The organism is Echinicola strongylocentroti, from assembly GCF_003260975.1.
GTDB lineage: Bacteria > Bacteroidota > Bacteroidia > Cytophagales > Cyclobacteriaceae > Echinicola > Echinicola strongylocentroti.
In genome coordinates this window covers 665,486-687,295 of sequence record NZ_CP030041.1, presented here as the reverse complement: position 1 = coordinate 687,295, position 21,810 = coordinate 665,486, and the positions used below count along the sequence as shown (strand labels likewise).

General features: G+C 44.0%; 16 protein-coding genes. 6 read left to right on the top strand and 10 right to left on the bottom strand.

Going from position 1 to position 21,810, the window contains the following annotated elements; genetic code table 11:
• Positions 1–8: 8 nt before the first annotated feature.
• On the bottom strand, positions 9–683 hold the full coding sequence (locus DN752_RS02575; protein ID WP_112782533.1) for a GNAT family N-acetyltransferase: 675 nt from the start codon (positions 681–683) through the stop codon (positions 9–11).
• A 661-nt stretch (positions 684–1,344) separates the two neighbouring features.
• Here DN752_RS02575 and DN752_RS02570 point away from each other — a divergent pair.
• Positions 1,345–2,415 (top strand): Fic family protein, encoded by a 1,071-nt coding sequence (locus DN752_RS02570; protein ID WP_112782532.1) that lies wholly within the window; start codon positions 1,345–1,347, stop codon positions 2,413–2,415.
• Between the two features lie 167 nt (positions 2,416–2,582).
• On the opposite strand, the gene DN752_RS24660 is transcribed toward DN752_RS02570, so the two are convergent.
• Positions 2,583–2,738, bottom strand: a complete 156-nt coding sequence (locus DN752_RS24660; RefSeq protein ID WP_170134440.1) for a hypothetical protein — start codon at positions 2,736–2,738, stop codon at positions 2,583–2,585.
• Positions 2,739–2,922: 184 nt separating this feature from the next.
• On the opposite strand from DN752_RS24660, the gene DN752_RS02565 reads away from it, so the two are divergent.
• Together DN752_RS02565 and DN752_RS02560 are read left to right on the top strand one after the other, a co-directional pair.
• On the top strand, positions 2,923–3,633 hold the full coding sequence (locus tag DN752_RS02565; protein ID WP_112782531.1) for a DsbA family oxidoreductase: 711 nt from the start codon (positions 2,923–2,925) through the stop codon (positions 3,631–3,633).
• Positions 3,634–3,697: 64 nt separating this feature from the next.
• Complete coding sequence (locus tag DN752_RS02560; RefSeq protein ID WP_112782530.1) at positions 3,698–5,872, top strand: B12-binding domain-containing radical SAM protein; 2,175 nt, start codon at positions 3,698–3,700, stop codon at positions 5,870–5,872.
• Between the two features lie 292 nt (positions 5,873–6,164).
• Here the strand turns inward: DN752_RS02560 and DN752_RS02555 are convergent, their stop codons facing one another.
• The 3 genes from DN752_RS02555 to smc all read right to left on the bottom strand — a co-directional run bounded on the left by DN752_RS02555 (position 6,165) and on the right by smc (position 10,580).
• Positions 6,165–6,593: a putative toxin-antitoxin system toxin component, PIN family gene (locus tag DN752_RS02555; RefSeq protein WP_112782529.1), complete on the bottom strand. Its 429-nt coding sequence runs from the start codon at positions 6,591–6,593 to the stop codon at positions 6,165–6,167.
• A complete protein-coding gene (locus DN752_RS02550; protein WP_112782528.1) occupies positions 6,583–6,795 on the bottom strand; it encodes a hypothetical protein in 213 nt (70 codons plus the stop codon). The genes DN752_RS02555 and DN752_RS02550 overlap by 11 nt, the downstream gene beginning before the upstream one ends.
• 230 nt (positions 6,796–7,025) lie before the next feature.
• Positions 7,026–10,580: a chromosome segregation protein SMC gene (gene smc, locus DN752_RS02545; RefSeq protein ID WP_112782527.1), complete on the bottom strand. Its 3,555-nt coding sequence runs from the start codon at positions 10,578–10,580 to the stop codon at positions 7,026–7,028.
• A 990-nt stretch (positions 10,581–11,570) separates the two neighbouring features.
• Here smc and DN752_RS02530 point away from each other — a divergent pair.
• Together DN752_RS02530 and ffh are read left to right on the top strand one after the other, a co-directional pair.
• Entirely contained in the window at positions 11,571–12,101 is a 531-nt protein-coding gene (locus DN752_RS02530; RefSeq protein WP_112782524.1) for a hypothetical protein, read from the top strand.
• Positions 12,102–12,703: 602 nt separating this feature from the next.
• On the top strand, positions 12,704–14,041 hold the full coding sequence (gene ffh, locus DN752_RS02525) for a signal recognition particle protein (protein ID WP_112782523.1): 1,338 nt from the start codon (positions 12,704–12,706) through the stop codon (positions 14,039–14,041).
• Positions 14,042–14,309: 268 nt separating this feature from the next.
• Here the strand turns inward: ffh and DN752_RS02520 are convergent, their stop codons facing one another.
• The gene (locus DN752_RS02520; RefSeq protein WP_112782522.1) at positions 14,310–15,482 is read right to left on the bottom strand and encodes a 2-isopropylmalate synthase; all 1,173 of its coding nucleotides are present in this window, start codon (positions 15,480–15,482) and stop codon (positions 14,310–14,312) included.
• Positions 15,483–15,625: 143 nt separating this feature from the next.
• Here DN752_RS02520 and DN752_RS02515 point away from each other — a divergent pair, with 143 nt between their 5' ends.
• Positions 15,626–17,182, top strand: coding sequence for a hypothetical protein (locus tag DN752_RS02515; RefSeq protein WP_112782521.1), 1,557 nt, complete (start codon positions 15,626–15,628; stop codon positions 17,180–17,182).
• A 128-nt stretch (positions 17,183–17,310) separates the two neighbouring features.
• Here DN752_RS02515 and DN752_RS02510 read toward each other — a convergent pair whose 3' ends face one another.
• From DN752_RS02510 to DN752_RS02495, 4 genes are all read right to left on the bottom strand, one after another.
• Positions 17,311–18,699 carry a pyridoxal phosphate-dependent decarboxylase family protein gene (locus tag DN752_RS02510; protein WP_112782520.1) on the bottom strand — a complete coding sequence of 463 codons (1,389 nt, stop codon included), beginning with the start codon at positions 18,697–18,699 and terminating at the stop codon, positions 17,311–17,313.
• A 48-nt stretch (positions 18,700–18,747) separates the two neighbouring features.
• The gene (locus DN752_RS02505) at positions 18,748–19,224 is read right to left on the bottom strand and encodes a nucleoside deaminase (RefSeq protein ID WP_112782519.1); all 477 of its coding nucleotides are present in this window, start codon (positions 19,222–19,224) and stop codon (positions 18,748–18,750) included.
• Positions 19,225–19,740: 516 nt separating this feature from the next.
• A complete protein-coding gene (locus DN752_RS02500; protein WP_112782518.1) occupies positions 19,741–20,472 on the bottom strand; it encodes a LytR/AlgR family response regulator transcription factor in 732 nt (243 codons plus the stop codon).
• Positions 20,469–21,545, bottom strand: coding sequence for a sensor histidine kinase (locus DN752_RS02495; protein ID WP_112782517.1), 1,077 nt, complete (start codon positions 21,543–21,545; stop codon positions 20,469–20,471). Before DN752_RS02495 ends, DN752_RS02500 begins: the two co-directional genes overlap by 4 nt.
• Positions 21,546–21,810 lie beyond the last annotated feature (265 nt).

Sequence of the window (21,810 nt, the reverse complement as noted above, 5' to 3'; positions counted from 1 at the left end):
TGTGTAGTTTATATTAATTCAAAGGTCTTTATTGTCTTTTTTTTTATACCTGTAAATACCGCGCGCTTCATGCGCACCAATCGTTCGAACAGGTTGAGGTTTTTGCCAAAATCCTTTTTCATGGCCACGTCTTTTTTCTTTTGGTCTTTGGGGACGTAGAGCATGGCGGTGCAGAGGCAGTTTTGACGGTTTTTGCTTTTCAAGATTTCATAGTTGACACAGCTTTGGCAGCCTTTCCAGAATTCTTCGTCGTCTGTAAGGTCTGAGTAGCTTACGGGTACATAACCAAGTTCGGAATTGATCTTCATGACCGCGGCTCCGGTGGTCAGTCCAAAGATTTTGGCATTGGGAAACTTGGTTCGGCTGAGTTTGAATACCGCTTTTTTGATATCCCTGGCCAAGCCGGATTTCCGGAAGTTAGGGGATACGATGAGGCCGGAGTTGGCTACGAATTTACCGTGTCCCCACGCCTCGATGTAGCAGAATCCCGCCCACTCACCTTCTTTGGAAAGCGCTATTACGGCTTTGCCTTCCATCATTTTTTGGATGATATAGTCGGGAGAGCGTTTGGCAATGCCGGTACCGCGTGCTTTGGCAGAAAGGGCCATTTCGTCCACGATGGTGTCTGCGTATTTACAATGCTGAACGCCCGCAGTTTGTATGATAAATTGACTTTTTGTCATTTTTGGTCTTTATCGGTAGAGCTCGGATTGGCACAAAACCCCAATAACGTGTGGCCAACTGTTGACTCTTGAATGTTCTAAGAAATAAATTTGATTATGATTTTGAAGGCAGACATCCGCGTAGGACGTCAAATAATATAGCAGGGACTATGCCCTAAAAAGGTTCCTGAAGCTTTTCCTAGGCGAAAAAATAGGCATAGCAATACTGTTGATGGAGAGAACGTCCATCTTGCTGTTAAAGGTTGCTATGTTGATTAGGTTGCTCATTTTCTAATGCGGTACAAATGTTCGAATTAAAAATTAAATATACAAAATATTTTTTGATAAATTTTATAAAAGCAACCCTGTCGTTATAGTTTGCTTTGTGAGGCTCTCAATATTGTAGCTGTTCGTTTATACGAATGTGATTTTTTGCCGATGATTATTTGGGGGCATGGCCTTTTTCAATAGTTTGGGGAGAGTGAGTAGTTTGTGTTTTTAGATGTATGAAATTTTATTTCATTTATTGCCAAATGATTGTACGGATTCTTTTTTTGACCTGATAACATTAAAGGTAGCGGTTTTCAATTAGTGGTTTGTAAAAAGGGGAAGAGAAAAAGTGCTGAAAGTTTTTAAAAACCTTGTAAAATGACTAAATTTGTCAAAAGTAAAATAGTCAAAAATGAAAACCCTAGCACAGATCTTACAAGAAGCCAGAGAGAAAAAAGGCTTTACGCTAAAAGATGCCGTAAAGCATAGCGGGGTAGATGCTGGGCTGATCAGTAAATTTGAGCGAGGTAAGCGAATGCCGTCAGCCGCCAATTTAAAGGCCTTGTCAGAAGCTTATGGACTGTCTTTTGCTGAGCTGAAGAAACAGTGGTTGGCAGAAAAAGTGTTGGACCTTGTGCAGTATGAAGTGGGAGCAGCAGAAATTTTGACTTTGGCAGAGAGTCGAGTGGAATACTTGGCAGGAGAAAAAGCACTGGTGATGGATAAAATCCCTGCCAGTGTACAGGAGAAGTTGGAAGAAATCGACCAGCTTAAAGAACAATGGCAGCAAAGGCGGCCATTGGGATCCACTCAGCTGCAAAAGATGAAAGAGTACTTTAATGTGGCCTATACTTTTGAAAGTAACCGGATCGAAGGAAATACCCTGACCCTTCAGGAAACCCATTTGGTGGTCAATGAAGGGATTACGATTGGTGGTAAATCCATGCGGGAGCATCTGGAAGCCATCAATCATTCTGAAGCGGTGGATTACCTAGAGGAGTTGATCAGGGAAAAGGCCGATATCTATAACCGATCGCTATTGGAGCTGCACTATCTTATTCTGAAAGGTATTGACAGGGAAAATGCCGGGAAGTATCGTAGCGTTCCTGTGAGGATTGCAGGCAGTGAGCATGTCCCTCCTCAGCCTTATCTGGTGGATAAGATGATGGAGGATTATTTTGTCCACTATCAGGAGCAAAAGAATGTGTTACATCCGGTGCTGTTAGCTGCAGAGATGCATGAGCGGTTGGTGAGCATCCATCCATTTGTGGATGGGAATGGACGTACTAGCCGTTTGATCATGAATCTGGTGCTGGTGGGAAATGGCTATACAATCGCTAACCTGAAAGGTGATCAAACATCGAGGTTGGCTTATTACAAAGCACTGGAAGCGGTACAGGTCAATAATGACCCGGTGCCTTTCTATCAATTGGTAGCAGATGCGGTGAAGGATTCCCTTCAGCAGCATTTGGAGATGGTTTAATGTATAGTTTTAGGTAAAAGGGGACTTTTCGGAGTTCCCTTTTTGGTGGTGTTTGATGAAGAAAAATGGCACGTAGAAGTCGCTGATTAATAAGATGAGTTATGATTTTTTGCCAATCAATAAATGATCCGTTTTTTTAATGTTGATCAGTTCACTGCTCAATGTGATTATAGCACATACAACAAAACAAACAATATCGCCAACAAAATTGCCACCCATTGGATGATGGGGCTCCGTTGTGGGAATTCAAATTGGCAGATCGGGCAGATTTTGGCTTTGGCGTCTACTTCCATGGCGCATGATGGGCATTCTTTGGTCTTCATATTAGTTATTGGATTATCGGTTATTATGTTATTGGTTATCCTTGGTAGTGTCGATTGGTAGTTGTTAAGTTACTAAGTTATCCGTTATTGGTGGGTTTTTATAGATGAAGATTGCTAAAAGAAACCAACAATTGGGAACTCAAATTTCCTTCATTTGATTTAGGTATTAAAATTAAATAGTAAGATGAAAATAGAAATTTGGTCGGACATTATGTGTCCTTTTTGCTATATCGGCAAGCGAAGGCTGGAAGCTGCTTTGGCAGAATTTCCACACAAGGATGAGGTAGAAGTGATTTGGAAGAGCTTTTTGCTTAATCCAGATATGAAAACCGATCCTGATAAGAGTATTGCCGAATATTTGGCAGAGACCAAAGGGTGGACCGTAGAGCAGGTCAAGGAGGCTGGCGATCAAGTGGCTGAAATGGCAAAAGAGGAAGGCCTTGACTATGATTTTGACAAAGTGGTCGTGGCCAATGGACGCGTGGCGCATCGACTTTTACAATTTGCCAAGTCCGAAGGGAAAGGGGATGCCATGAAGGAAAGACTGTTTAAGGCTTATTTTACGGAGGGAGCCAATACAGCTGACCCGGAAACGTTGGTAAGACTGGCGGTGGAAGTGGGGCTGGATGCAGATAAGTCAAAAGAAGCGCTTGATTCCCGTGATTTGGACCTTTTGGTGACCCAGGATATTTATGAATCCCATCAACTTGGCGTAAGGGGTGTGCCCTTTTTCGTGATGAATGAGAAGTACGGGGTGTCTGGAGCACAGCCCAAGGAGACTTTTTCCCAAGCATTGGCAACTTCCTGGAAGGAATATGCGGAGAGCAAACCTTCCGTCCAGGATCTTAGCGGAAATGGTGATGGAGTAGCATGTGATGTGGATGGGAATTGCTAAGGTTTTGATGATGCAATATTCCATCTATTCTTGCTAACTTTGCCCCATATCAAACAGCTCCGTTTTGGCCACAAAAGTATTATTTATCACTCCGCCATTTACCCAACTCAACACCCCTTATCCAGCTACGGCTTATCTTAAGGGGTATCTCAATACGCTGAATATTACTTCCCATCAGGCAGATTTGGGGCTGGAGGTGATGTTGCGGTTATTCTCTAAGGAAGGATTGTCTCAGGTGTTTGATTTGGTGGAGGAGCAAGGTCTGGAGCACACAGAAAATGTACAGCGGATCATTAGGATGAAGGAGGCATATTTGCAAACCATCGATACGGTGATTGATTTTTTGCAGGACAAAAACCCTACATTGGCCTATCATATTTCCGAAGGGAATTTCCTGCCGCAAGCAGGCCGTTTTGCGCAGCTGGATGATGTGGATTGGGCTTTTGGGAGTATGGGACTAAGGGACAAGGCCCGCTATTTGTCCACTTTATATTTGGAGGATCTTGGTGACTTGGTTACAGAGGCCATTGATCCTCATTTTGGGTTTAGCCGTTATGCAGAGCAGTTAGGGATGTCGGCCAGTACTTTTGATGGGATGGAGGCTGCTTTGGAAACGCCCATTACCTTGATCGATTCCATGCTTCTGGATGTGCTGGAAGAGAAAATACAAGAATTTCAGCCCACGTCTGTGGCGTTTTCTATTCCTTTTCCGGGTAATCTATATGGTGGTCTCAAATGCGGCCAATACCTTAAAGATCAGCATCCAAACATTAAAATCTGGATGGGAGGAGGCTATCCGAATACAGAACTTCGGACACTGAAAGATCCACGGATATTTGATTATGTAGACTATATCACGCTTGATGATGGGGAGGCTCCTGTACGTTTGTTGCTGGAGCACTTGGATGGCCTGCGACCAATGGAGGAGCTGAAGCGTACTTTTGTGCGTTTGGACGGCGAAGTGAAGATGATGGATAATCCTGCTGTCAAAGATGTCTCGCAGCGGGAAGTGGGGACGCCGGACTACGGCGACTTGCCCTTGGGCGATTATCTTTCGGTGATCGAGGTGGCCAATCCCATGCACCGTCTATGGAGTGATGGTCGATGGAACAAACTGACGCTTGCCCACGGTTGCTACTGGGGCAAATGTACCTTCTGTGATATTTCGCTGGATTATATAGGCCGTTATGAGCCGATTACCGCTTCGATGCTTTGTGATCGCATCGAAGAGATCATGGCGAAGACGGGAACCAACGGGTTTCACTTTGTGGATGAGGCGGCTCCTCCTGCCTTGATGCGGGATTTGGCATTGGAGATTTTGAGGCGTGGACTGGTAGTGGTCTGGTGGACGAATATCCGCTTTGAGAGCAATTTTACTGCTGATCTCTGCCGTCTTTTGCGTGCTTCAGGGTGCATTGCGATTTCTGGTGGGCTGGAAGTGGCTTCGGATCGTTTGCTGGGGTTGATCAAGAAAGGGGTGACTGTGGCACAGGTGGCCCAAGTGACCAATCACCTCACCCAAGCGGGCATCATGGTACATGCTTACCTGATGTACGGTTATCCTACGCAGACTGCCCAAGAGACTGTGGATTCCTTGGAGATGGTGCGGCAGCTTTTTGAAGAGGGTGTATTGCAGTCTGGCTTTTGGCATCGTTTTGCCATGACCGCACATAGTCCAGTAGGTCTGGATCCAGCAGCATTTGGCGTTCACCGTACTGATTTGAGTTTGGCTCCCTTTGCCAATAACGAGGTGGAATATGAAGACCCTCTAGGTGTGGACCATGCTGCTTTTTCGGAGGGGCTTCGCAAATCTCTTTTTAATTATATGCATGGAATTGGCTTTGATATGCCCCTGGCCCAATGGTTTGATTTTGAAATTCCCTCTACCACCGTTTCCGAAAACTACATCCAGCAGCAATTACTGGAAGAGCCTCCATTGATTTATAAGAAGCATTTGCGGATCGTTTGGATAGGGGCACAGCCGGATATTCAGGATGCTGAAGAAGATGGTTTTGTAGAATTGGTCTTTTCCGGCAAAAAGGAAGATTTTGCCATGGAGTTACCATTGGAGTTTGGGGAGTGGGTGATGAGTCTCCTTGCGAGGGTGTCCTATGACCAGCCACTCAACCGGCTGCAGGTGATTTGGGAAGATTATGAAGCGACCATGGGGGACTTTGGAGAATTGGTAGAGTCTGAAGTTTGGGAGATTTTAAGAGAGCAGGGATTGTTGATTTTTTGATGTTGGATGGGAGCATTGCAAATGCCACGCTCTTGAGCGCCTCGTTGCAAACGAGGCTCATCTTTGCCTTTTTATGTTAAACCCGGAATATGCATTAGCCTATCTACGCCACGGCGCACAGGTATTGCGGTATGAACCTACTTCAAAATCAGTCGCTTCGCTGCTGTTTTCGATTTCACCATAGCGGTGCTATGCCTCAATCTCCAAACAGCCTGATTTTCTTGCAGTTTCAAACCTCATCACGATTCCTAATGCATAAACCGGGTTAAATAAGGGTTAGTTTAGCATTAACTTAGCTTTTTTCATAATTGAAGGAAATGAAGTTGGTGAATTCTTTAAACGTCATAATCTTCGTTTTTTCGATTTTCCCAAGGGACAGCAAGTCTTTATCACCGGTAATTAAAAAATCAGCTTTGGAGTCTATTGAAAGGTTCAATAAAAAATCATCTTTCTCATCTCGACAAGCTTTAATGGTTGACTTTACTTTAAAAATCTGCCCATATTGGTCAAAATACTCCAGTATATTTTCGATATCATTCGTGGAAAAGTACTTTTTGAATTTTGGCCGACTTACTACCTCAATAAATTCTTCAATAAGCTCAAGAGAAAATACCAACTTAATTTTTTGGGTAGCGATAAGCTCATCAAGTTGGATCAGGTCTTTAGAAATCAGAAAACTAATCCATAAGTTAGTATCAAGGACTATTTTCTTACTTTTCATGACGGGATTTTCGAACCACTTCTATTTCTTCAGTGATTTCATCTAGAGACAGGGGGGGATTATTATTTCTTAAATGTTTAAGCAAGGAGGAAAAATCCGACTTTTTGTCTACTTTATTTATCTTGATCAAATTTAGATCAGCCAAATTTTTAAGTAAACTTTTTGCTTTAGGGTTAAGGATATCTACTGTTATCGTTTCCATTTTTTTTCTTATTGCTTTACCTGATAATTGATTGTAAGTAAATGAATTCCAATTTATTCATATTAAATTATTAACGAAATAAATTGGAACTGGTTGTTTATCGAAAATTGCAGGATTTTCTATTGGTGTTTACGTTGACTTTTTGATGTAGGATGCGGGCATTGCAAATGCCACGCTCGTATGTTCCCTGTTGCAAACAAGGACTATGAATTTCCTTATTGCCAATAAAACTAATCCTCAATAATATCCTCCAGCTCCCTCAAATCCACCGGAACGACACGTGATACACCGGCTTCGATCATGGTGATGCCGTAGATGATGTCCGTGCTGGCCATGGTGCGCTTATTGTGCGTCACGATGATGAATTGGGACTCGTGTGAGAATTTTTGGATGATCTGGTTAAACTTGTCGATATTGGCGTCATCCAGTGGGGCGTCCACTTCGTCAAAAATACAGAATGGCGCAGGCTTCAGTAGGTAGATGGAAAAGAGTAGGGAAGTGGCCGTAAGGGTTTTCTCTCCACCCGAAAGCTGGTTAATGGTCAGTGGCCGCTTGCCTTTCGGCTTGGCCATGATCTCAATGGTACTTTCCAGCGGATTGTCGGGATCGGTAAGCTTCAGGTCACAATCATCTTCGGCTGTAAAGAGGCTTCGGAATACTTTTATGAAATTGGTTTTGATCTGATCAAAGGCATTCAGGAAGGTTTCCTTGGCTACGGTGTCTATTTCCTTAATGGTGTCCATCAGGGAGTTTTTGGCCTTCTCCAAGTCTTCTTTTTGGCCAGTAATGAAGACATGGCGTTCCTTGATCTCATCATAGGCCTCCATGGCCATAGGGTTGATGGGGCCGATTTTTTCGAGTTTTTGCTTGGCTTTGCTGACTTCTTCCCGGATCTGATCCGTGGATTTTTCTTGATAGTCTTCGGCCACTTCAGGGTCTTCCTCCATCAAGGCGTCCAGGTCGATTTCAAATTCGACACTCAGTCTTTCTTTCATGCTTGAAAGCTTGAGTTTGACCTCGTTTAGGGCATTTTGCAGCTCCATGATGATGGTGTCGATGCCTTCTTTTTGCTTGGAAAGTGCACGGATGCCTTTTTCCATTTCATCGATATCCCCACGGGAAGCGTAGTAATTTTTCTCGGCTTCTGTTACGCCGATTTCGATGCCTTCTTTTTCAGTGTACAGTTCGATCAGTTCATCATCTTTGATTTCGTTATTGTCCAGGAGGCCTTTGATTTCCTGATCGATACTGCTGAGTTCACCTTGGGATTTTTCTATCCGTTCTTTACTATTCTCAAATGCCGTTTTCTTAAAGGAGATTTCCTGTTCCAGACTTTCGACCTTGTTGAGGTGTTGGTGGTATTGGATGTTTTCTTGGTTATAGTTGCTGGATCGTACGGTGAGGTTTTCCTCCTCTTGGAGCAATTGATCATTGATGATTTCCAGCTCTTCTTCCATGCCATCAAAACCGCTTTTGGCTTCCTCCAGTTTAGGGCCGATGTCATCGACCTCTGCATTGAGGCTTTCGATTTTTTCCAATATATCTTCCCGCTTGTTGGCATTGGTTGATAGCATTTCTGCCAACTGCTCCTTTTTGGTTTTGACGGAAATATATTGTTGGTTGACTTCGCTGATTTCACCTTGGAGGGTTTCGATATCCTTCTTGTAGGACACCTCTTTGAGCTTCATCAGGTCACTTACGTTCTTGTCAAGGTTTGACCTGGCAGCGCTTACTTTTTTATTGAGCTCCTTGATTTCCACTTCCAGTTTTTCCAGGTTCTTGGCCCTGCCGATCCGTTTGCCTTCAAAGAGTCCAACGGATCCACCTGAAATGCTGAATTTACGTTTGGTAAACTTGCCGCTTTCGGTGATGAAAATGGCATCATTGTCCGGGGGAACATCGGTGATTTCTCCTCGGACGATGTAGACTTCATCAAGGATATAGCTGATCAGTTTACTGTATTTTTCATCGTATTCGATGATTTCCGTGGCAGCGATAGCATTGGGAAAAAGCTTGTTTTGGGCAGGTCTAAAGCGCTCAAAGTGCTCCAAGATAAAGAAATTGGCTTTTCCTCTAGCGGCATCACTCAGTAAGTTGACTGCGGCAATAGCTTGGGTTTCTGTTTCTACCACGTAATAGTTCATATAGCTCTCGAGGTAATTTTCGATCGCTACTCGATAGTTTTCACTAGTGGTGAGGATATCAGAAAGCAAAGGCGTGTCCTTTCCCCAGCTGGATTTTTTCTTGAGAAATTTTATAGCCTCTGGAAAGCCCTCCAAGTTCTCCACCAAGGATTTGGTCAGGTTAAATTCGTTTTGCTTGGCGTCCAGTTTTCTGCCCAGCTGGGTGACTTCTTCGCGAATCAGCTCAATCGTGCGGTTGGAATCTTCTATTTTCTGGTTTTGGTCTTCTTCTTTGGCTTTTATTTTTTGAAGTTGCTCAGTTTTAGTATCCAGTTCACCTTTAAGTACTACGATTTTTTCTTCAAACTCAGCGAGATTGGCTTCTTGGCTATCGTCATCGGAAGCGGTTTTTTCCAATTCCTGTTTAAGTGAGGATAGTTGTATTTGCTTTATTTCCAGTTCTTTGCCGAGCTGGTAGATGGTGTCCTTGCGGGATGCATAGTCTTTGCTAAGGACCCGCTGGCGTTCTTGCTGAATGGCATGTGCCGATTTTTGCTCCTCGTATTCTTCCTTGAGTCCCTGTACGGTATGTTCTTTTTCGGCAAGAAGCTTTTCGGCTACTTCCTTTTCCTGTTCCAGTGAACGGATGCTGAACCCTGCGCGGTCATTGGACTTACGGTCTTGGTCGATTTGTTCGCGGAGTTTTACGGCGCGGTCTTCCAGAAAGCGTAGGCGTTCATTTTTGATTTTTTTCTCGCTCTCAAACTGCCGGATTTTGTTGACATGTTCGTTGAGGGTTTTTTGGCGAGAGGAGAGGAGTTTTTCTTTATGGATCAGGTCAGACTTCGTCTTTTCCAGTTCGGCCTCTCTGGAGGTGATTTGGTTGTTTAGTTCGAGTTTACGGTCGTTTTCGGCGGTGATTTTCTCATTGGTACCGATGAGGTTGTCCGTATGTGTTTTGACACTTTTTTTGGCAAGAGCAATACTGGAGGCTTTATAGGACTTTTTAATCTCAAAATACTTGGCAGCTTGTTTGGCCTGTTTTTCCAGCGACTTGAGGTTTTTCTCAATCTCATAGAGCAGGTCTTCCACGCGGTCCAGATCGGCATCCGTGTCACCTAGTTTTTTGAGGGTTTCTTTTTTGCGGGTTTTGAACTTGGAGATCCCCGCAGCCTCCTCAAAAAGGTCGCGGCGGGAATTGTTCTTGTCATTGAGCAGCTCATCGATCATTTTGAGTTCGATGATCGCATAGCTGTTGGACTGGATTCCCGTGTCCATGAAGAGGTTGTTGATGTCTTTGAGGCGGCAGGCGATACCGTTGAGGAGGTATTCGCTGTCTCCTGAGCGGTAGTACCTTCTCGAGATGGTTACGTGGGTGTACTCCGTTGGTAGCAGGTTTTTAGTGTTTTCAAATGTCAGCGAGACCTCGGCCATATTGGTAGGCTTTCGGTTTTTGGTGCCGTTGAAGATCACATTTTCCATTTTGTCAGAGCGTAGCATTCGGGTCTTCTGTTCACCCAGCACCCACCGGATGGCATCCACGACATTGGACTTGCCACAGCCATTAGGCCCTACGATACCAGTAATGCCTTTGTCAAAATGAATGGTGACCTTGTCCCCAAAACTTTTAAAACCTTTGATCTCAAGCTTGGTCAGCTGCATGTACGCTCAATTAAAATAGAATAAGACTAACAAAATTAATCAGTTCAGGGCAATAAGCAAATGAGTGGCCGTGATAGTGGGGCAAACGGATTTAAAAAGATGTTCCTATTTGCATTTATATCTACCGTTCCTCTGGAACTTACCCTTTTGTGTGTAATCATTTTTTGTTGTCACCTGCACCTTCTATATGACCCTCCGCCAAAGGCGGATGAGGCAGGATGCTCAGTTGCTAACGCCTATTTAGGGTTTAACCTCAACCAAGCCAACCACATATACATGAGCAGATAGCTGCGACGGCTTGTACGATCCAAATCAACTAATCATTCTTTCAGCCTATCCCGCCATTCGGCAATCTAGTGTCAAGCCAAACCTAAACCTACGTGTAATCCGGTGTGCCTTTTGGCCTATCTCTACGTTGCAAAAAGACTTCCTTAGCTACGGATAGGGGCGTTTTTTGCTCCTTGATCTCGCCCAAAATTCACTACCGCCTTACCCGTCATTTAACCCGGAATATGCATTAGCCTATCTGTTGCGACCTTAAACTGCTTCAAAATCAGCCGTTTCACTTTAGTTTTCGGCATAACCGTAGCGGTGCTACGCTAATGCCTCTAAACTAACTGATTTTCTTGCAATTTCAGCTCTCACTACGATTCCTAACGCATAATCCGGGTTTAAGCGTTGACTTGACCCTAGGCTACTGCGGTTTCCAATGTACAAATCGGGGCAAAGTGCCAGCGGCACGATGAATTTAGTAACCTGCGGATTCATCCGCAGGACGTTAAGCACTCCTCCAGGTCCCGAAGGAGTGCCAGCGGCACGGATGATAGCTATGCCTACACGAAAAGTGTTTCCCTTCAAAACACTAAACGCGTTTGCCCTTTGCAAAATCACCCATTCTATGGATCAGAGGCTTTTAGTAGTTGGTGATAAGAACGCAGTAATGGTTTTGGTTTTTTTTCTTACCTTGCTTTTGATCAAACAACAATAAAGGTGGACAACGGAACGCTGATATATATTATTCTGACAATCGTGTTTTTTGTGATTCAGGCTTTGACCAAGAAGAAAAAGGACAAAGGACAGGGAGATATGGACATGTCCGGGGAGGATGAAACTCCACGAAAACCAGTTTCTTTTGAAGAGTTGCTGAAAGAGATCCGAAACGAACAGCATGAACGAAAAGCTGACCTGGAGAAATCCGGACAGAAGCAGCTTGAGAAAGCGCCAAGGACTCCCAAAACCACTAACGAGGTGTTAGAAAAAATCCCTGCGCAAGAGCGGCCCAAACCAGCAAGACAATACTACGAAGGATCTTATCAGGCGGAGCATTCCTCTGAGGGTAAAAAATTGGTTAAACTGGATGACCAAGTAGAAATAGATTCCGATGAGCGGTTGCTGAAGGAAGTAGAGGATGTGGCCGAAGAAAAGGCTTCTTCCAATCGCTACAGGGACATGCTAAAGGATCCAAAAAGCCTGAAAGATGCCGTAGTGGTTTCTGAAATATTGAACAGAAAATTCTTCTGATCGATCAAGCAATATATCTGGGGGATTTTCGACGCACTTTCTTAACATTGCTTCTCCTTATTGAGTATTGGAATAAAGCGCTATTTATATCTAGTGGCGTCCGAGCAAAGACTTTGTTTTTGAAGGAATTTAGTTAAAATTTACCCCTAAATCCCATGAAAGGGGCTTTTTGACCACCTCTTCAGTGTACGGGCTAGTTTTAGGAAATCGAAAAAACCTTTCCTCTTATCTTTTAAACCTACTTTTCCGTATGATCCGAGATTTGGTATGAAAAAGTAAAAAGCCGTCGAAGTTACCCGACGGCTTTTCTTCTTAGGATTAAAAATTAAAAGTAAAGTATGTTTTTACTTCTTGGTTTTAAAAAGTGAAACAGTAATTCTAAGGTACGGGATATTTTTAAGAAATAAAATACCGTAATCGTGGTATTTTTAGGTTTTATGTGTAAATAAATGAGTTTAATGTTGGTATATTATATTTTTTTGTTGTAGCAAGGAAAACAACTTTCATAAGCCGAGATAAAAGAATTGGGCGAATAAATAACGCAGTCCTTCGATAGAAATTAATTTATTGTATTTTTGCAGTAAAATAGAAGGAAAGAGCACATGTTTGATAATCTTAGTTATAAACTAGATAGAGCATTTAAGACCCTAAAGGGTACCGGTAAGATTACCGAAATCAACGTAGCCACGACAGTTAAGGAGATCAGGCGTGCGTTGATCGATGCTGACGTAAACTATAAGGTAGCCAAGGAAGTCACTGATACGATCAAGACAGAAGCGCTTGGTAGAGACGTGTTGATTTCTGTTTCCCCGGGGCAGTTGCTTGTGAAGATCACACAAGAAGAACTGACCAAGTTAATGGGGGGGACCAAAGAAGATATCAGTCTCAAGGGAGATCCCAATGTGATTTTGATTTCGGGGCTTCAAGGTTCTGGTAAAACCACTTTTTCTGGTAAGCTGGCTACACATTTAAAAAAGCAAGGCCGACAGGTATTGTTGGTGGCTTGTGATATTTATCGTCCTGCGGCCATAGAACAGCTGAAGACGCTGGGTGAGCAGATCGGAGTGGAGGTTTACGCTGAGCCAGAGAATAAGAATGCGCTGGATATTGCTTCCAAGGCTATAGAATACGCCAAGAAGAACGGAAAGAAAAATGTCATCGTCGATACAGCTGGGCGACTTGCCGTTGATGAGCAGATGATGAATGAGATTTCCGACCTGAAGAAGCACCTTGATCCTGCGGAGACCTTGTTTGTAGTGGATTCCATGACGGGGCAGGATGCCGTGAATACGGCCAAGACCTTCGATGAACGGTTGAATTTCGATGGGGTAGTGCTTACCAAACTGGATGGCGATACCCGTGGAGGTGCGGCCATTTCGATTCGCCACGTAGTGGATAAGCCGATCAAGTTTATCTCCACTGGTGAGAAAATGGAAAACTTGGACGTCTTCTATCCGGACAGGATGGCCCAGCGGATCCTTGGTATGGGAGACGTTGTGTCTTTGGTAGAAAAGGCCCAAGAGTCTTTTGACGAAGATGAAGCCAAGCGTATCAACGCCAAGATTCGAAAAAACCAGTTTAACTTTGATGATTTTCTTTCCCAGATCGAGCAGATCAAAAAAATGGGTAACCTGAAAGACCTGATGGGCATGATCCCTGGGATGGGCAAAATGATCAAAGGAATGGATATCGATGATGATTCCTTTAAGCCAATAGAAGCGATCATCAGAAGCATGACACCGCTGGAAAGGGAAAATCCAGATGTGATCGATGGAAGTAGGAGAAAGCGGATCGCTGACGGTAGCGGAAGATCCATTCAAGAGGTCAATAACTTAATGAAGCAGTTTAGGGACATGAGGAAGATGATGAAGCAGATGAATAAGATGGGAGGAGCTCAACGTGCCTTAGGTAATTTGATGCCTAATGGGCCTAAGGGCTGAAAGTCCCCTTAATAGAAGAGATAAAAAAATCCAGTGAATCATGATTCACTGGATTTTTTTATGGACAATTGATCTTCAATCCGAAATATGCATTAGGCTATCTGCGCCACGGCACACCATTATTACTGCCTGATCTGCGGTGGATGGGGAACCTGTTTGGCCACTACGTAGAATCGAAAACAGCCTGATTTTCTTGCAGTTTTAAACCTTCCCAACATCCGTCGGGACAGGCTGTCACGATTCCTAAAGCATAAACGGGGTTCAGTGTTTACGCTTCTACGTTTCCAGGTACACTGGAAATTTTCATGATTTCATGAAGATCTTCATCTGTTATTTCTTTTTTCAAATCGGCGTGTTCTAAGAAAAGTTGGTAAACCTCATCGAGCTGTAGTTTGGTGATGGTATAGCCGATTTTATGAAGCCTGAAGGCCAAAGCTGCTCGACCACTTCTAGCGGTCAATACGATCATGGATTCATGAACACCGACTTCTGCTGGATCGATGATTTCGTAAGTTTCACGGTTTTTGATGACACCATCTTGGTGAATGCCCGAAGAGTGGGCAAAGGCATTGGATCCAACGATGGCTTTATTGGGCTGGACGTACATGCCCATTCGTTCGGAAACCAGTCTGGAAATTGGGTTTAGTAGTCTGGAATTGATGTTGTTATAGACATTCAGCCTAGGGTGCTGTTTCATGATCATGGAGACCTCTTCCAGAGAAGTATTGCCGGCTCTTTCTCCTATACCATTGATGGTACATTCGATTTGGCGAGCACCGTTCATGACAGCGGATATGGAGTTTGCTGTGGCCAGTCCCAGGTCGTTATGACAATGGGCGGAAATGATGACGTTTTCGATGCCCCTCACATTGTCCATGAGGTATTTTACCTTTGCACCGTATTCATCAGGTAGGCAGTAACCAGTAGTGTCCGGGATATTAAGGACAGTGGCTCCTGCCTTGATGACCGATTCACAGACGCGAGCCAGGTATTCATTGTCAGTCCTTCCGGCGTCTTCCGCATAAAACTCTACGTCTTCTACAAAAGATTTAGCGTGTTTTACTGCAGCTACTGCCCGTTCAAGGATTTGGTCGGGTGTACTTTTGAATTTGTATTTGATATGGGAAGGGGATGTGCCGATACCAGTATGTATACGCGGTCTTTTGGCGTATTTTAGGGCTTCGGCAGCTACCTCTATGTCTTTGGCCACTCCACGGGAAAGTCCACAGATAATAGGTTCAGAAACACTTTTTGATATTTCTACGACTGATTTGAAGTCCCCAGGGCTTGAAATCGGAAAGCCCGCTTCGATCACATCCACGCCGAGGTTTTCCAGTTGTCGGGCAATTTCGATTTTTTGTGGGGTGTTCAATTTACAGCCAGGGACCTGTTCTCCGTCCCTTAGGGTAGTGTCAAAGATCAATACTTGTCGTTTATCCATAATCTGAGTTTTTATTCTAAAATCTAAAGTAAAATCTTATGGATTGATTGTAAATTGCCTTAACTTTATTTGTCCAATGTTTAACAGGCTGTGTATTTTGTTAAATAATTGATTTTGAGTATTTTAAACGTGTAATTTGTCTGATGTCTGACAAGGAAAAAGATAGTGTATTTATTTTGATCAAGTCCTTAAGTGCTTCGGATAAGCGGGGATTTAAGCTTTACACCCAACGGTTTGGAGCCAACGAAAACGCCAAATTTGTGAAGCTTTTTGATGCGTTGGATAAAATGGAGGTCTATGATGAAAAAGTACTCCTGAAGAAGGCTCCTGTTACCAAAAAGCAGTTGGCCAATATGAAATCCCATTTATACAAGCAGATTTTGGTCAGTTTACGGTTGATCTATGCGGATCATAATGTGGAGTTACAGCTGAATGAGCAGATAGATTTTGCACGGATTCTCTATAATAAGGGGCTGTATAAGCAGAGCCTAAAGTTGCTGGACAAGGCCAAGCAAACGGCCAAAAAGTACTACCTGGACACGATCATGCTACGGATCGTGGAGCTGGAGAAGGTGATAGAATCCCAGCACATTACCAGGAGTATGCGGGACAGGGCAGAGATATTGGCCAATGAAGCAAAGGGGCTTGTCAGCAGTGCTTCGCTGAAGAACACTCTGAGTAACCTTTCCTTGCAGCTTTATGGGCTGTACCTTAAAATGGGCCATGTCAAGGATGAATATGACAGGAGGTTGGTGGAGGCCTATTACCTAAAAAATATGCCGGAATACGAGCTGGATGAGCTGAACTTTTACGAAAAACTATACCTGTTTCAGGCACAGGTCTGGTTTTACCATATTTTACAGGATTTTCCCTTATGTTACCGAGCGGCACAACGGTGGGTAAGCTTGTACCAAAACCATCCCCAAATGAAAAAGGTGGCTACGGGCAATTACCTGAAAGCCTATCATTATCTGCTGGATACCTTGTTTTACTTGCAGCGGTATGAGCGGTTTATCGTTGTGTTTGAACAGTTTAAGGACAGCTTGGAAAATGATGATTTTAGAATGGACGATAACTGCCGCATTTTGGCCTTTCTCTATTATTATTCCAATAGCATCAACTATTACTTTTTAATTGGCGACTTTAGTTTGGGGGTGGAAAAAGCCATTCCGCCTCTACTGAAAGAAATGCGTGAGCTCCGGTCAAAACTGGATGTGCACCATGTGGTCGTTCTCCACTATAAGATTGCTTGTCTGTATTTTGGGAGTGGGGATAATTTGGGTGCTATCAGGCATTTGGATGAGGTGATCAGCCATACAGGTGATGGACTGAGGGAGGATTTACAGTGTTTTGCCCATATCCTGAAGCTGATTGCCAGCTATGAAGAAGGCCTGGATGATAACTTGGAGCAGCAGATCAGAAATGTCTATAAATTTTTGATCAAGATGCAGGACTTGCATTTGGTGCAGCAGGAGATGATGCATTTCGTCAGAAAACTCAACAGGATTTATGAATATGAGTTGAAATCCGCTTTTAGGGAATTGAGGGACAAGCTGGTGCAATACGAAAACCACCCTTATGAGAAACGTGCATTTTTGTATTTGGATATCATTTCTTGGCTGGACAGCAAGATCCAAAACCGCCCCGTCCAAGAGGTGATTAGGGAAAAGTTCCAGAAGAAAATAGTAAGGGAAAAGTGAGGTTGAAAGCAATGGCTAGAGACGTGAGTATTGAGATGTGAGACATGAGATAAGCGCAGGCCAAGAATGAGAATGGTTGTATCAAAGGACATGCCGGACACAGCCCTCGTTATAGCCATTATTGGGCATTATCGACAGGTTTCTTCCATTAGTTTTAAGGTAGAGGTAATATCTTTTTTGGTTGTTCTGTAGTTGACAAAGGCTGCTCGGATGGCTGCTTTTCCCTGATAGGTAGTAGGGGTCATGAATACCTTGCCAGTGGCATTCAAGGAAGACAAAAATGAAGCCGTACGGGCCTGGTTTTTTAAGCAAAAGCAGACCGTGTTCAGTCTCACGGGTGCCAAGAGTTCAAAACGCTCATTCTCCTCAATTGCCTGGCCAAATTCCTTTGCCAATGTGATGCAATTTTCAACGATGGATTGGTAGCCTTCTCGTCCATAGGAAACGAGGCTAAACCAAACAGGAAGGGCTTTGAGGCGCCTTGAGTTTTCTGGAAGTAAATTGAGGTAATTAAAACTCTCCATGGGATCTCCCAGGTAGGGCGCATTGGAGTTTTGGAAAGAAGCTACTTGGAGCAATTGGTGTTTTTCTTTTATTAGGAACGCGCCACTTTCATAGGGGACGTTGAGCCACTTATGGCCATCCAGGGTGATGCTATCTGCTTGGTGCCAGTCCATCAGTAGCCCCTTATAGGATGGTGAGCAAGCCGCAAAGCCACCAAAAGCCGCGTCGATGTGCCACCAAAACTGGTGTTTTTCCTTTAGTTTGGCAATGGCCGAAAAGTCATCAAAATCCACTGTGTTTACCGTGCCAGCGCTTGAGATGAGTATAAAAGGCTGACCTTGCAGATTTTGAATGGTGCTTTCAAGATGCTCCATATCCATGGCCTCGCGGTTGCCATTCTTGGTGTTGATGTGTATGATGTTTTTGCTACCAAGACCGAGCATAGCCAGGGATTTGATGGAGGAGGAGTGCGGTGTGGCTGATACTACAGGAATGGTCTCCGTGATACCGTCCCTAGCGAAGTCCTTGCCTAGTTGATGCCCTACCCACTGCCGTGCTACGGCCAGGCAGGTGAAGTTGGACATGGTCGCCCCAGATACGAACCCGCCTAGGTAGTCTTTTGGCAACTGGAGCAGCTCAAGGAGCAACTGGATGGTTTCCTGTTCGATGGTGGCAGACACATCCCCATCGCCTTTTGTCGTTTGTGTATTTTGGTCATAAATGGAGGTAAGCCAGTCCCCGACAATAGCCGCAGGTGTGGTGCCTCCTGTTACAAAACCCCAAAATCGAGGACCTGAAGAAGCCACCATAAGTGGCTCGAAACGCTGAAGGAAGTGTTCGAGTGCTTTGAGGGTGCCGGGACCTTCCTCCGGCAAATTAATATGTTCGGTAACTTGATGAGTAGATGAAGTTGGCCGCTCGGAAAGTGCGTTAAGATAGGCTATGCCTTTGTCTTTTACTGTAGTAAGTAGCTCATCAAACTGGTTGAGGTCGTTTTCTATACTTTTGTGCATTGATAATGGGTTTTGTCAGTATGACAGGGTAAAAAACTGCGGTAAAAATCAGTAAACTTTTTTGTCTTCTTTAGAAATCCACTCCTGGAATACTTCCAATGCGGCATTGTCAGGAGAGTGAATCATGGAGATTTTTCTATCGGATGGAGACAGTGGAAGTTCCTGATAGATGAAATCATCGTCAAATCCCGCATCAGCGGCTTCTTGACGTGTGTTGGCATAAATAACTTTTGCAGGGCGGGCCCAATAAATAGCGCCCAGGCACATGGGGCAGGGTTCGCATGAGGTGTAGATTTCGCATCCATCCAACTGGAAGGTACGAAGCGTCTTGCAGGCTTCCCTGATCGCAACGACTTCCGCATGGGCGGTGGGGTCATTGGTGCTCAGGACTTGGTTGTTTCCCTTTCCGATCACCACGCCGTCCTTGACGATCACACAGCCAAAGGGGCCTCCTTTACCGGAATTCATTCCTTCCCGTGAGAGGCTGATGGCCATCTCCATAAATGTCTTTTGAAGAGCTGTCATGTACGATTGTTTAAAAGTGGACTTTGGATCCCGAATCAACGCCGTTTAGTTAGTGTGTAGCTGGTAATATTGGTCCTATGTTTTTTCATTGTGTAACTAGTGTTTGTGCTAAACTCCAAGGTGGTTTTCAGCATTTCCTGACATCTTTCGGAACAGACTATAACGATTCCTACTGCTTAAACCCGGAATATGCATTAGCCTATCTACGCCACGGCGCACAGGTGTTGCGACCTTAAACTGCTTCAAAATCAGCCGTTTCACTTTAGTTTTCGGCATAACCGTAGCGGTGCTACGCTAATGCCTCCAAACTAACTGATTTTCTTGTAATTTCAGCTCTCACTACGATTCCTAACGCATAATCCGGGTTAAACTGAGATAAATCAGGTGAACCTAGTAATGATGTTCTAAAATAGGACAGTTTTGGGAATAATAAAATCAAAATTGAAAAGTCGTGTTGAGAAGTTTACGGAATGGAAAGGAAGGGGACAAATGCATTTTTTTGGCGTTGGGGTAGCCCTACCCAATCCATTTATTGACAAACTGAAGAAAGTGATCCTTGTAGTGATCGCTTACGGTGATGGTCGTCTTGCCGATGTTCACGGTATTCCGGGTGATAGAGTCAATATGGTCCAGAGATATGATATATGACCTGTGAATGCGCATAAACTGGTCTTCAGGAAGCAGTTCTTCCATGTTCTTCAGACTTGTCAGAGAGAGTGTAGGAGAGGGTTTGCCAATAAGGTGAACCTTTACATAATCCTTGTATCCTTCCAGGTAGAGAATATCCTTCAGCATTACCTTGACCAGTTGGTATTCGACTTTTAGGAAAATGTACTCTTTATTGTCCTTTTCTCTGGTAGAAACCTGACTTTTGGCTTCGAAAAATTGATAGGCTTTGGTGGCTGCTTTAAGAAACTCTTCATAGCTGTAGGGTTTCAGCAGATAGTCCAGTGCATCTACTTTATATCCTTCTACGGCAAATTGATTATAGGCAGTAGTAAAGATAATTCGGGTGTTTTTGGAAGATTTCTTGCTTTCGAGTACTCGTGCCAGCTCCATCCCAGAGAGGTCGGGCATCTGGATATCCAAGAAGATCAGGTCCACCTCATTGTTGTGCGTGTGGGCAAGGGCATCTATGGCATTTTCAAACTGGCCTTCCAAGGACAAAAAGGCCGTCTGCTCGATAAAGCTGCACAACAACTTTAGCGCCAAAGGCTCGTCATCTACAGCGATACATTTTAGCTTCATGAGAGGTTGATTTTAAGGGCTACACGATATTCATTTTCTGGATTTTCGTCATCGATGACAAGTTCGTGTTTATGGTGGTACAGCAATGATAGTCTCCTTTTGGTATTGGTCAGTCCGATACCTTGCTGCTTGGATTCTGGGCTGGTAGGGTTTTGTGGGACGATTTTGTTGGATGTTTCCAGGGTAAGGGCATTGTCTTGTGTGTGGATTTTTATGGAAATGGTGCTTGGTTGTCGGCTACTGACGCCGTGCTTAAAGCAGTTTTCCACAAAAGGCAAAAGCAGCATAGGAGCCACTACACGGTCTTCAAAGTGCTCGGTGATATCCAGCTCTATTGTCACTTTGTCCGAAATCCTCAGCTTCATCAATTCGATAAAATCCTTGATAAAGCCAATTTCCTTGCTGAGCAATGTTTGGTCTTTCTCCGTTTCATAAAGCACGTAGCGCATCATTCTCGAAAGCTTATGTAGCGCTATCCGGGCACTTTCCACATCGATACTGGTGAGCGAATAGATATTGTTCAGCGTATTGAAGAAAAAGTGGGGATTGATCTGGGCTTTGAGGTAGGACAGCTCAGAGCTGATCCGCTGCTGGTCCAATTGCCTTCTAAGAGCCTCATCTGCCTGCCATTTTTGCACGGTGGCGACGCTCGTGCTGATGCCAGATGCTAGAAGGAGCACGAGGAGCATGAAGAGGTCTATATAGTCGTCTTTTGGCTTAAAGGGCTTGTCTCCCTCAGGGTGGAAGGCCTTATGCATCAATTCTGGCAGGTGGATCAGGTTTTCGAAATATTCCATGAGAAACATCAAACCAAAACATATCGACAAAGTGAGCAATAAAAACAGCCAGGTTTTTCCCCTAAACAAAAGCTTGGGGACAAAGATGTCTTTATTAGTGTAAAAAAGTGCGACCAATAAGCCCATCAATGTCAGCTGCCTGTACCAAAATTCCGCAGGTAAGGTGGTGCTCCATGAAAGTGGCCCTAAAAGAAAAAGTACTGCACCTATCAGGATCCATGCTAGGATATGGATGAGGATGGAGATGTTTTTGTGCAGTTTGAGACCTTGGTTCATGCGTAGGACGATTGGTTATTTGATAAACTTAAAAGAAACTGTCCATATCTGAAAAATATAATCGTCCAAATGCGTTTTTTTACCTATAGATCGGTGATTTGACCCAATGGAAGTGTTTTGGGTTAAGGTGTATATCCATCCGTCTATTGTAATGCCACTTTTGTCGATAAAGTACCGCTTGTCATCTATTGTGTTTTTTTGTGATTTCGAATAGAATTACTTTGCTTTTGAATTTTGTCGGAACCTGATGTACGTTCAGGCTAAA